This is a genomic window from Streptomyces sp. GD-15H (assembly GCF_045291515.1).
Classification (GTDB): Bacteria; Actinomycetota; Actinomycetes; order Streptomycetales; family Streptomycetaceae; genus Streptomyces.
On the sequence record NZ_CP149447.1, the window covers coordinates 2,897,110 to 2,909,987 of the forward strand.

Annotated in this window: 4 protein-coding genes; all 4 read right to left on the reverse strand. The window is 74.5% G+C overall.

What is annotated here, in order from left to right:
- Position 1: 1 nt before the first annotated feature.
- The 4 genes from WJ438_RS13420 to WJ438_RS13435 are packed head-to-tail and all read right to left on the reverse strand — an operon-like array spanning position 2 to position 12,582.
- A complete protein-coding gene (locus WJ438_RS13420; protein ID WP_406725443.1) occupies positions 2–2,440 on the reverse strand; it encodes a beta-ketoacyl synthase N-terminal-like domain-containing protein in 2,439 nt (812 codons plus the stop codon).
- A 4-nt stretch (positions 2,441–2,444) separates the two neighbouring features.
- Entirely contained in the window at positions 2,445–11,390 is an 8,946-nt protein-coding gene (locus WJ438_RS13425) for an SDR family NAD(P)-dependent oxidoreductase (RefSeq protein ID WP_406725444.1), read from the reverse strand.
- Positions 11,387–11,764: a phosphopantetheine-binding protein gene (locus tag WJ438_RS13430; RefSeq protein ID WP_406725445.1), complete on the reverse strand. Its 378-nt coding sequence runs from the start codon at positions 11,762–11,764 to the stop codon at positions 11,387–11,389. The genes WJ438_RS13425 and WJ438_RS13430 overlap by 4 nt, the downstream gene beginning before the upstream one ends.
- On the reverse strand, positions 11,653–12,582 hold the full coding sequence (locus tag WJ438_RS13435) for a KR domain-containing protein (RefSeq protein ID WP_406725446.1): 930 nt from the start codon (positions 12,580–12,582) through the stop codon (positions 11,653–11,655). The genes WJ438_RS13430 and WJ438_RS13435 overlap by 112 nt, the downstream gene beginning before the upstream one ends.
- Between the last annotated feature and the right edge of the window lie 296 nt (positions 12,583–12,878).

A 12,878-nucleotide genomic window follows, 5' to 3' on the forward strand; every position in this document is an offset into this window, starting at 1 on the left:
GTCAGCAGCCGGGCGTATCCCCCATCTCGGGGTACCGGGCCACCACCTCGTCGGTGACGGCCGTCACCTGCTCCGGGGTCCACTCCAGGAGATCGGGGCCGGTGCCCAGGTCGGTGGCGACCAGCTCCTCCCCCTCGGCGCGCAGCAGGCCCGCGGCGGTGAGGACGGCGAGCAGCTCCTGGAACAGCGGGTGGTGCTGGGGGACGACGGACAGCCGCCGTGCCAGCTCCTCGGGGCGGTGGCGCTCGCCTGGCGCGGCCAAGGCGTCCATGCGCCGCAGAGAGGCGAACAGCAGGGTGCGGCAGACCGTGGCGAGTTCGCGCACCATCACCTCGGAGCGTTGCGCGGCTTCGAGGTCGCCGGCCTTGGGATCGTCCCGCAGCTGGGCCTCCGCTGCCGTGTCGAGCGCCGCCATCACGGACGGCACGGCGCTCGCGTCGGCGGTCTCCGGAGCAGGGGCCGCCGGGGCGGAGACGGGGCCCTGCGCCCAGACGTGCGGGAACGTCTCGCGCTCGAAGGGGTGGGGCGGCAGGCCTGTGCGGCGCGGGGCCGTGCCGGTGTGCAGGCGGGGCCAGTCCACGTCGGTCCCGGTGACCCAGGCCGCGGCGAGGGCGTCCAGGTCACGGCCGACGGGCTGGTCCTCCCTGTTCCGGGTGCGCCGCTTGGGCGCCTGACCACGGTGCACGGAGGGCGCCGCGGTCCCGTCCGCGGCGAACTCCTCCAGGCGTTGGGCGAGTTCGCCGACGGTGTCGGCGCACACCGCGAGGCGTTGCGCGAACGGCTCCCGGCCGGTCTGGAGCGTGTAGGCGACGTCCGGCAGATCGTCGTCGCCGAGGCCGCCGCTCCTGAGCCGGGCCGCCAGCTCCCGCGCCTTGGTGCGCAGTTGCGTCTCGCTCACGGCCGACAGCGGCACCATTTGCCGCCTGCGACGGGGAACGGAACGGCGGGCGGGCTCGGGGTACTCCTCGACGATCACGTGGGCGTTGGTGCCGCTGTATCCGAAGGAGCTGACGCCGGCGAGCCGGGGCGCACCGTCGTGTGCCGGCCAGTCGGCCAGGTCGCGGTTGACCCGCACGGCGGTCTCGGCGAAGTCGGCGTGCTTGTTCCCGGTGCGGAAGTTGGCGGCGGGCGGCAGCTTGCCGTGCCGCAGGCACAGCAGCGCCTTGATCAAGCCGAGAACACCGGCGGCGCCCATCGTGTGGCCGATGTTGGCCTTGATCGAGCCGAGGGCGCAGAACTCCCGGCGATCGGTGAAGTCCGCGAACGCGTCGGCCAGGCCCTGCACCTCGATGGGGTCTCCCAGACGCGTGCCGGTGCCGTGCGCCTCCATGTAACCGAGGCGGCCCATGTCGATGCCGGCACGGCGGTAGACGCCGCGCAGCAGGTCGCGCTGGGCGCGGGAGCTGGGAGAGGTGATGCCGGAGGTCCGGCCGTCCTGGTTGGTGCCGCTGCCCCGGATGACGCCCAGGATCCGGTCGTGGTCGCGCACCGCGTCCGACAGCCGCTTCAGGACGACGACGCCGACGCCCTCGCCGAGCAGCATGCCGTCGGCGTCGGCGTCGAAGGGGCGGCAGCACCGGTTCGGCGACACCGTGCCGAGCGCCTCCATGGTGATGAAGGTGCCGGGGTGGTTTGCGAGGTACACGCCGCCGGCCAGTGCCAGGTCGGTCTCGCCGGACAGCAGCAGGCGGCGGGCGATGTCCACGGCGACGAGGGACGACGAGCAGGCGGTGTCCACCGTCATGGCGGGCCCGGCGAGGTCGAGGTGGTAGGCGAGACGAGCGGCCATGATGCTGGTGTCCGCGCCCATCAGCGCGTGCGCCGAGTACTCGGCCTGGGGCGCGAGCCCCGTGCTGCCGACCACCGTGGCGACGGCGCCGCCGCGCAGGGCGGAGGCATCGAGCGCCGCGTCCTCCAGCGCGTGGTACGAGGATTCGAGCAGCACGCGCTGCGCGGCGTCCATCGCCCGGGCCTCGTGCGGGGAGGTGCGGAAGAACGCCGGATCGAACAGTTCGGTGCCGGCCATGGAGCCGTAACGCGGCACCGCGGCGTCCGGGAAGTGCTCGCGGAACAGCGCCAGCGCCACCGGGTCCGTCACCTCGGTGGTGCAGTCGCGGCCCTCGCGGACCACCTCCCACAGCTGGTCGGGGTCGTCCGCGCCGGCCGCACGGCAGTGCATCCCGATCACGGCGACCGCGTCGGCGGGCTCCTGGGCGGCCAGCTGTGCCTCGACCCGTACCGCGAGGCCGTCGAGGTCGTCGGACCCGGTGACCGCGCTCGTCGGCAGCGTGGTGCCGAAGCGGCTGTTGACCACCTCGGTCATCCGCACGGCCGTGTCGAGATCCAGGCCGCGCAGGCCGGCGCGGCCGGCCTGCGCGGCGGAGAGGTCGAGGACCTGGGCCGCGATGTCCGTCAGCGCCTGCTTGACGTGGGGCGACATTGACTCAACTTCTCCTTCGGTTCCGCGCATCGCGCGGGTGCGCGTCGGTGTCGGCGAGATGTGACAGGTTCAGCCGCAGCCGCTCCTCGGACGGGGCGGAGGACAGCTTCCGCAGCCGGAGCAGACGGTGGACGACCCAGCCCCGCCGCAGCGGTTCGGCCAGGTCGGGATCGGGGTGCGCCAGGTCGTACGAGGCCACCTCGTCGATCACGAACCGGTGACGGGCGAACTGTTCGGCCCAGCTCTGCGCGGTCGGTACGGCGATCCCCGCCCGCTCGTCCACGAGGTCGCCGCTGAGGGTGCACACGAACTCCGCGAGCAGTAGCCCGCCGCCGTCCACGACGGCGGCGTCGAGGTGGGCGAGCAGCGCTCGCTTGTCGCGGACGCGGACGCAGCCGTGCACGGCGAACACCACGTCGTACCGGCCGGGTACGGGCTCCAGCGTCTCGTCCGCCGCCATCAGCTCCACACGGTCGTCCAGAACCCGCTCGCGCAGCTCGCGGGTGGCGTGATCGGCCAGTTCCTTGTCCGGCGTGACCCCGTGGACCAGCAACTCCGGATGACGTTCGGCGAGTTCGGTCAGCCCGCCGGTGTCACGGCAGCCGAACTCCAGCACGGCGCCGACCCGGTCGAGGTCCTGGTCCCGCAGAAGCGCCCGGCGCACCTCGGCGTGCCCCTGGGCAGCCGGACCGCCGACGGCCGCCGGGGGCGCCTGGGCCGGTCCGTCCGCCGCCCGGTCGGGCCGGGTGGCCGGACCGGGAGCGTCACTGGCCGCCGGGACCGTTACGGCCTCGCGGGTGGTCCGCCGGGGGCGCGGAGCCGCACGGCCGATGCGGTCGGCCAGGTGGTCGGCGAGGGGGCCGGGGGCCGGGTGGTCGAAGACGAGGGTGACGGGCAGCCGCAGGCCGGTGGCCCGGTTCAGCCGGTTGCGCAGCTCGACCGCGGTCAGACTGTCCAGGCCGAGTTCGACGAATCCGGTGTCCGGTGCGACGGCGACCGGATCCGCGTTCAGCACGGAGGCCACCTCGTTGCAGACCAGATCCAGCAGTACGGTGCGCCGTTCCTCCTCCAGCGCCCCGGCGAGGCGGTCGGGCCCGGCCTCCCGCGGGGCGGGGGCGGACCGCCGCGCGGTGCGGACGAGGCCACGGTGGAGGGGGTGTCCCTGTCCGGCGTCGGCCTGGGCGGCCAGCGCCCCGAGATCCAGCCGCATGGGGACCTGGAGCGGCGCGTCAGCGCCGCACGCCGTGTCGAACAGCGCCAGTCCCTGCCGAGTGGACATCGGCAGCAGGCCGCCCCGGGCCATCCGCCCCGTGTCGCCCTCGGTCAGGTGCCGGGTCAGTCCGGTCGCCTGCTCCCAGTAGCCCCAGGCCAGTGAGACGCCGGGCAGTCCGTGGGCCGCGCGATGCTGGGCCAGCGCGTCCAGGAAGCAGCTCGCCGCAGCGTAGTTGGACTGACCCGGGTTGCCCAGCACGCCCGCCGCCCCGGAGAACAGCACGAAGGCGTCGAGGTCCATCTCGCGGGTCAGTTCGTGCAGGTTCAGTGCCCCTTCCGCCTTGGGCCGCAGCACCGTGGCCAGCCGCTCGGGCGTCATCGCGTCGAAGACCCCGTCGTCGAGCGCGCCGGCCGTGTGCACCACCGTGCCGAGCGGATGCTCGGCCGGCAGGGCGTCCAGGACCTGCCGCAGCTGCTCGCGGTCGGCCACGTCACACCCCACCACCGTCACCTCGGCGCCGAGGGCGGTGAGTTCGCGGACCAGTTCGGCCCCCGACGGGTCGTCGGGGCCACGCCGGCTGAGCAGCACCAGGTGGCGTGCGCCGCGCTCGCTCACGAGGTGCCGGGCGAGCATCCCGCCGAGCACGCCGGTGCCGCCGGTGATCAGCACCGTGCGGCGCGGATCCGGGCGCCGCGGCACGGTCAGCACGATCTTGCCGGTGTGGCGCGCCTGGCTCATGAACCGGAACGCCTCGGGCGCACGCCGCAGGTCCCAGTGGGTCCTGGGCAGGTGGGTGAGGAGACCCTCCCGGAACAACCCGAGGATCTCCCGGAGGATCTCGCCGATCCGCTGTGGTCCGGCCTCGACCACGTCGAAGGCACGGTACCGGACACCGAAGTGCGCGGTGGCCACCTCCTGTGCGTCGCGGATGTCGGTCTTGCCCATCTCGACGAACCGGCCGCCGCGCGGCAGCAGCCGCAGCGACGCGTCGACGAACTCGCGAGCGAGAGAGTCCAGCACCACGTCCACCCCACGGCCCCCGGTCGCTTCCAGAAACCGGTCCACGAAGCCGAGTTCGCGCGAGGAGGCGAGGTGGTCGTCGCTCACCCCGAGCTCCCGGACGGCGTCCCACTTGCCCTCGCTCGCGGTCGCGAACACCTCGGCGCCCAGGTGACGGGCGAGCTGGACCGCAGCCATCCCGACACCGCCCGCCGCGGCGTGCACGAGCACGGACTCACCAGCACACAGCCCGCCGATGTCGACGAGGCCGTAGTACGCGGTGACGAAGGCGACCGGAACGGCGGCGGCCTGCTCGAACGACCAGCTGTCCGGGATGTGCGCGACCGTGCGGGCGTCGGCTATGCACACGGGGCCCAGGCCGCTGGGGAACACCCCCATGACCCGGTCACCGACGCGGAACCCGTCGACGGAGGGGCCGACGGCGGTGACCACGCCCGCTCCCTCCGCACCAAGGGTCAGGTCCCCCGGGTACATGCCGAGCGCACCGAGCACGTCACGGAAGTTCAGGCCCGCGGCGCGCACCTCGATCCGCAACTGGCCAGGCGCGGGCGGCGCGTCGGCAGTCGCCCACGGCACCAGCGCGAGGTTCTCCAGCGTTCCGGCGCCGACCGTGTCCAGCCGCCAGGCGGCCCCGTCGGACGGCGGTACCAGGGCTCCGTCGGCGCCCAGGCGGGCCAGCCGGGGCACGCGCGCCTCGCCGGCCCGCAGCGCGAGCTGCGACTCCTCGGCAGCCCCGGCGGCGGCCACCGCGGCGGGCAGCGCGGCGAGCGAGGCGTCGGTGCCGTCGGTGTCGACCAGCAGCAGCCGGTCGGGATGCTCCGCCTGCGCTGCCCGCAGCAAGCCCCAGACGGGGGCGTGCACCAGGTCGGTGACGTCCTCGCCGACCCGGGTGGCGACCGCCCCGCAGGTGATCACGACCAGGCGCTCCGCGCCGCGCGTGTCGTCCGCCAGCAGCCGCTGCACCTGCAACAGCACCCGGCCGGTGGCGTCGCGCAGCGCGGCCGACAAGTCGTCCGCCGGCTCGGCGGCCAGCGAGATCAGCCCCATGTCGCCGGGCAGTTCGGACACCTCCGCACCCGCGCGGCGCAGTGCCGGCGCCAGGCCGAGGTCGTCGGGGCCGGCCACGCTCCACCGCCCCGGCGTGTGCCCCGCCGTGTCCAGCGCGGTCCAGTGGATCTCGAAGAGGCCGTCGGGCACGGGAGCCGGGCCGATCCGCTTCTCGCCGCCGACCGGGCGCAGTACCAGGGAGTCGAGCGCGGCCACCGGCCGTCCCTCGGAGTCGGCGATCTGGGCGGAGACCGCGTCGGTACCTGCCGCGGTGAGCCTGATCCGCACGGTGGCTGCGCCCCGGCCGGTCAGCCGCCAGCCGCTCCAGGAGAACGGCAGCAGTCCGCCTCCGCCGCGCACGAACTCGCCGAATCCCATGGCGTGCAGGGCCGAGTCCAGCAGTGCCGGGTGCAGTCCGTAGCGGCCGGCGTCGTGAGCGTCCGTCGCCACGGCCTCGGCGAACACCTCGTCGCCGCGCCGCCAGACGGCCCGCAGCGCACGGAAGGAGGGACCGTAGGCGTATCCGGCGGCGGCCATGGTGTCGTAGTAGCCGTCGACGGGCAGCGGCTCGGCGCCCTCGGGGGGCCACGCGGTGAAGTCGAAGTCCGGGCCGGCGACGCGCGTGCCCAGGACGCCCGTGGCGTGCCGGGTCCACGCCGGTTCGGTACCGGTCCCGCCCGGCTGCGCGGGACGCGAGTGCACCTCGACCGAGCGGCCGCCGGCGGCGTCCGGCGGTCCCACGACGACCTGGAGCAGCACCCGGTCGGTCCGGGACATCGCCAGCGGAGCCTCCAGGGTCAGCTCCTCCAGTTCCGGGCAGTCGAGGTCCCGCCCTGCGTGCAGCGCAGCCTCGACGAATCCGGTGCCGGGGAAGAGCACGGTGCCGGACACGGTGTGGTCGGCGACCCAGGGGTGGGTGTCGAGCGAGACCTCGCCGTTGTGGACGACCCGGCCGTCGGCGAGAGACACGGCCGACGTGAGCAGCAGGTGGCCGGCGGCCGGGGTCCCGGCGGCGATACCGGCCGCGGGCGGGACGGGAGCGGATGCCGTGGGGGCGACCCAGCAGCGGCGGGCCTCGAAGGGGTACGTGGGCAGGCCGGGCACGCGGCCGGGAACGCCGTCCTCGTACAGCCGGTCCCAGTCGACCGCCGCGCCGCGGACCCACAGCTCGGCCAGGGCGCGCAGGTCGCGCGCGTTCAGGGCTTCGTCCACGGCGGTGGTGTCCACCCGCCCGGCGGTGCCCGAGACGACGGCGTCGCTCGGCCGGCCGCGCCGCCAGCGCGTCAGGTGGCCGGTCAGCTCCTCGGTGCCGGAGGCGATCACGGCCAGCCGTTGGGTGAGGTCGGTGCGGCCGACCTGGAGGGTGTAGGCGATCGCGTCCAGCCCGGCGGCCGGGCGCTCCCTCAGGAACGCCAGCCACTGGTCGACGTGGGCGGCGAGGCGTTCCTCGGTCTGCGCCGAGAGCGTCACGAGAACCGGGCCGCGCGGGCCCGGCCGGGCAGGTGCCTCGACGGGGGCGGGCGCTTCCTCGAGGACGAGGTGGGCGTTGGTCCCTCCGCCGCCGAGGCCGGTGATGCCCGCCCGGCGGGGCACGGTGACGCCGTCCACGACGACCGGCTCCCACTGCGCGGGGGTGCCGGACAGCCCGAAGGGCAGTCGGTCGAAGTCGATGGCCGGGTTGAACTCGTCCGGCAGCCGCGTCGGCGGCAGGGTGCGGTGCTGAAGGGCCAGGACCACCTTGAACAGCTGGGCCATGCCGGAGGCCGCCTCCGCGTGGCCGATGTTGGGCTTCAGCGAGCCGACGCGGTAGGTGCCTCGCGCACCGTCGCGGTCGGCGAACGCCTGGGTGAGGGCCGTCATCTCCACCGCGTCCCCGATCTCCGACCCGTTGGCGGTGGCCTCGACGTAGCTGACGGTGCGCGCGTCGACACGCGCGTCGCGCAGCGCCTCGCGGATCACCTCGGCCTGCCGCTGGGCGCTGGGGCTGGTGAAGCCGATGGTCCGGCCGTTGTGGTTGACGGCGCTGCCGCGGATGACGGCCCGCACCGGATCGCCGTCGCGCAGGGCGGCGCGCAGCGGCTTGAGGACGATCGCCGCCACGCCCTCGCCCGGGACGATACCGCTCGCCTCGCTGCCGAACGACGCGCAGTCGGAGCGGTCCGACAGCAGTCCGATCGTGGCGAGTTCCACGTACGTCGACGGGTGCAGGTACAGGTTGACCGCTCCGGCCAGAGCCATGTCGCAGCGGCCGCTGCGAAGGTTCTCGACGGCCCGGTGCAGTGCCACCAGGGCCGAGGAGCAGGCGGTGTCGACGGCCTCGCTCGGCCCGCCGAGGTCGAACTGGAAGGAGACCCGGTTCACCATGTCGCCGAAGGAGGTACGCGGCATCTCCAGCCGGCCCTCGGAACCCAGGCGCTGGAAACCGTGCTTGGCGCCGCCCGCGAAGATCCCGATACGGCCGCGGGTCCCGGACGGCAGTTTCGACGGGGCGTAGCCCGCGTCCTCCAGGGCCTTCCAGCACTCCTGGAGGAAGAGCCGCACCTGCGGGTCGGTGTTGCGCGCCTCCTGCTCGGTGAACCGGAACAGTTCCGGGTCGAACTCGTCGAACCCTTCGAGGAAGGCGCCCCACTTGGAGGGGCTCTTGCGGACGAAGTCCGCGCCCTCGGGCCGTGGGTCGTAGTGCTCGCGCCAGTCCCAGCGGCTGGGCGGGATCTCGGTGACGGCCGTGCGCCCCTCCATGAGCAGCGACCAGTAGCCGCCGAGATCGGCGGCGCCGGGGAAGCGTCCGCTCATCCCGATGATGGCGATGCCGTCCTCTGCGCCGAGGTCCGTGTCTCCGTCGCCTGTGGTGGTCGCGGGCATGTCGTCGGCGACGGCCGGCGTGTGCTGCGCGGCGGGCGGTGCCGGGACGGGCCGGGCCGGTTCCGGTACGCGGGGAGCCGTTTCGGCGGTGCCGGACGGGACCGGCCGGGTTCCGTCCCAGCCGAGGAAGGCCCGGCAGGCGTCGGGGAACCGCTCCATCAGGTGGGCGGCCACACCCTCGACCTTCGGGTACTCGAAGAAGAGGGTCCGGGAGGCGTCCGGGAACGCCTCGGAGAGCTGGTGGTTGAGGCGGGTACGGGTGACGGAGTCGATGCCGTAGCGGTGGAGGTGTTCCCGGGCGTCGACCGAGTCCGCCGACGCGCCGATCAGCTCGGCGGCCATCCGTACGAGCCGCTCCTCCATCGCCCGGTCGAGCCGTTCGGGCACGCGGGCGCCCGGGGACGCGGCCCCGGCCGGTTCGGGGCGGGGAGCGGCCGGCACGTTCGAACCCGGTACGGCCGTCGGCTCGGCCACTCGTCCTTCCGCCGGTTGCAGCCGGGCTCCGGCGGCCGCCCCGGTCGGGGTGGGGCTCTCGGTGACCGCCGTCGCGTCGGCAGCGGACTGCGACCGGGGTGCGGACGCCGGCTCGGGCCGTGTCACCGGGGAGCCGGGGGTGCGCGGTCCGGGTTCGGCCGTGGTGATGCCGTGCCGGTGCTTGGCGAACGGGTACCCGGGCAGGGGCACGCGGTGGAGCGGTCCGGGACCGTGGAGGCGGCGCCAGTCGACCGGGCCGCCGCTGACCCACAGTTCGGCGACGTGGGCCAGCTTGCGCCGGTCCAGCCACGTGCCCACGGCCTCGCGCAGTTCCTCCTCGTCGAACAGCCGGACCACGTCGCCCGGTGTGTGGGCCTGGCCGATCCAGCAGTTCGCCGGCAGTTCGCGGCCGTCGGCCAGGGCCTGCAGCCCGGCGAGCAGCTCGCCGAGGTCGTGGACCACCAGGGCGGCCCGCACCGGCAGCGCCGCCCGGCCCAGCTGAAGGGTACGGGCGATGTCGGCGAGTTCGGGCGGGCGGGACGCCGTGGTGCCTGAGGCATGCGCCGCCTCGTCCCCGGCACCGTCCGGCGCGCCGTCCGCGGCCGCGTACGCGGCGGCGAGCCGGCTCAGCTCGCCGACCGTGGTGCCCTCGTGCAGCACGTGGGCGTCCGGCCGGAAGCCGGTGGCCGCTTCCACCGCGTCGCTGATCCTGGCGAGTTGCTCCGGCAGGACTCCGTAGGAGTTCAGCCGCTCGTCGAGGGCGATGTCCTGTGCGGCGACATCGAGGACCTTCGCCACCGCGGAGCGCACCCGGTCGTCGGCGGCGGGGCGCACGGCCGGCGCCGGAACCGCCGGCGCGGCGAGGTGATCCGCCAGCGAGCGGGCGAGGGCGCGCAGCCGGTCGGTGTCGAGCGCGGACAGCGGGACGATGTGCACGGAGCCGTCGTCCCCGGTCCGCGGCCGGGTCACCGGCAGGTACTGCTCGACCACGAGGTGGGCGTTGGTGCCGCTGTGGCCGAAGGAGTTGACGGCTGCCATCAACGGTGCCCCGGTGGAGGACCGCCAGGGCTGGGGCTCCTGGTCGCAGACGAACGCGGAGTCGTCGAAGCCGATCAGCGGGTTGAGGCGGCGCAGGGTGGGCATTCCGGGCAGCAGGCCGTGCCGCATGGACAGCAGCACCTTGATCAGGCCGACCACGCCCGCGGGCGCACCCGTGTGCCCGATGAACGACTTGGCGCTGCCGACAGCGCAGAATCCGCGGGCGTCCGTCAGCTTCCTGAACGCCCGCACCAGCGCGTTGGCCTCGACGGGGTCGCCGAGCGCGGTGCCCGTGCCGTGTGCCTCGACGTATCCGATGCGCTCGGCCCGGATGCCGTGGCGCCGGTAGACGTCGAGGACCAGATCCTCCTGGGCGGCGCCGTTGGGCGCGGTGATGCCGTTGCTGGCCCCGTCCTGGTTCAGCCCGGTCGCCCTGATCACCCCGTAGACGTGGTCGCCGTCGGCCACCGCGTCGGCCAGCCTCTTGAGGACGACGACCGCCACCGCCTCGGAGTAGACCGTGCCGTCGGCGTCGGCGTCGAAGGTGCGGCAGGCGCCGGTGGGCGACATCGCGCCGCTGTCGACGAGCAGGTCGAGCCCGCGCGCGTCGAGGCCCGCGTTGACGCCGCCGGCCACGGCGAGGGAGGACTCGCCGGAGCGCAGGCTGTGGCATGCGAGGTGCACGGCGGCCAGGGAGGAGGAGCAGGCCGTGTTGACCACCAGGGCGCTGCCGCGCAGGTCGAGGAAGTAGGACAGCCGCGAGGCCACGAGCGCGTCCGACGCGCCGACGAACGATTCGTGCGGGTAGCCGGTGGGTTCGGCGCCGATGAACAGGCCGGTACGCGAACCGGCCAGCGCCCTGGGATCCAGCGCCGCGTCTTCCAGGGCGTGCCAGCTCTCCTGGAGCAGCAGCCGCTGGTGGTGGCTCATCAGGTCGGCCTCGTGCGGCCGGATGCCGAAGAACTCCGGGTCGAAGCAGTCCCGTTCGGCGAGCGCGCCGCCCCAGCGGTAGGTGCCGGGACCGTCGTCCGCGCGGTAGTGCTCCGGCAGTTCCCCGTAGGCGAGGCGGCCCTCGGTGAGGTTGTTCCACAGGGTGGGGATGTCCGGCGCCCCGGGGAACTGACCGGCCATGCCGATCACCGCGATGTCCAGCGTCTCGCTGGTCTGCGGGGCAGGGGGTGCGGGTTCGGCGGCCGGCTCCGGGCGGCCGGCGTCCAGCATGCTGCGTGCCTGCTCTGCGTCGACACCCCCTCTGGCATACCGGCCGAGGACGTCCCGGAAGTTCGTGCTGCTCATCGTTGCTCCTCCGTGGCCAGCTCGGCATCGAGCAGGTTCAGAACTTCCGCTGCGGACAGCTCACCGGCCGCGAAACGTGCTTCCAGCCCCGCGATCAGGTCTTCCGAGAGCCCCGCTCCGTCGGTTGTGGGCGCCGTGTCCTGCGCGGCGCCTTCACCGGCCCGGGACCGGGCCGGTGCGTCGGGCTCCCGGGTGGCGGTCAGCTCGGCCAAGTGGGCGGAGAGCCGTTCGGCGGACGGGAACTCGTACAGGGCACCGGCGTTCACGTCGACGCCCAGCTCCTGAGCGATCTCCGTGACGAACGCGGCACCGGTGATGGAGTCCACCCCGAGGTCGGCGAAGGCCACCGAGGGCGACAGCTCACCGGGCGGCACACGGAGCGTCCGCGCGAGTCGCTCCACCAGCAACCGCTCGATCTCGGGTCGGCGGTCCGCCGCGGCCGGTGCCGGGCGGGGCGCGTCGGCCAGCGGCAGGCGTGGGTCTCGCGCGCGGCCTCGCTCCGGCGGTCGGCGCCGTCCGCGCTGTCGGCGGGCGCCCGCATGGCGATCACCTGGTGGTACCGGCCGGCCCGCAACAGGCGGACCGCGGTGTCGAAGCAGGCCGCGCCCTCGTCGTCCTCGAGGAAGCCCAGCATCGGGAAGTTCCGGGCCTCGTCGCCGAACGACGACCGCCAGGCGCCCCAGTTGACGACGCCGACGGGGAACGCGGCGGTGCGGCCCACGGCTCGGGCGAAGGCGTCGGCGAAGGTGACGCCGGCCGCGTAGGCGGGATGGGTGCCTGCTCCGCCGAACGCGAAGGCCTGCGCGGAGGAGAGATAGCACAGGAAGTCGAGCGGCTGGTCCGCGACCGCCTCGTACACGTGGCGGGCGCCCGCCGCCTTGACGTCGAAGTGCACGCGGAACTCCTCCTCCCCCAGGTCGGCCACGTCCACCGGCGCCCCGGTGATCCGCGCGGCGCCCGCGAACACCACTCCGTGGATGTCACCGAGCAGTCCACGGGCCGCGTCCAGCGCCTCCCGGGCCTGCCACCCGTCCGTCACGTCACCGCGTACATAGCCCATCCGGCCGTCGGCCAGGGCGGCACGCACCGCGGGATCGTCCTCGCCACGGCGCCCGATGAGGACGACCTCGGCGCCGTAGCGGTCGACGAGGTGGCGGCCGATGGCCCGGCCGACGAAGCCGGTGCCGCCCACCACGACGTAGTGGCCGCCCGGGCGGATGCCCGGGAGCGCCGGATCGGTCGCCTCGGCGGGCGCGACCGGCCGGGTCTGATGCCGGTGGCGATGTCCGCCACGCAGGGCGATCAGCTCCCCGTCGACGGCCGGGCGTTCGGCGGCAACCGCGGCGGCCAGCGCCGCACGGGCATCGGGGCCGGTCAGGTCGGCGGCCGACACGTCCAGGTTGCGGACGGCGAACCGACGGCCGTTCCGGGCCAGGAAGTACGCCAGCCCCGCCAGGCCGGCCCCGGCTGCCGCTCGGTTCCCCGTCC

Bases quoted from the DNA above. Each gene is read 5' to 3' on its own strand.
- WJ438_RS13420 (WP_406725443.1), bottom strand. From the start codon at position 2,440: ATGTCGCCCCACGTCAAGCAGGCGCTGACGGACATCGCGGCCCAGGTC.
- WJ438_RS13425 (WP_406725444.1), bottom strand. From the start codon at position 11,390: ATGAGCAGCACGAACTTCCGGGACGTCCTCGGCCGGTATGCCAGAGGG.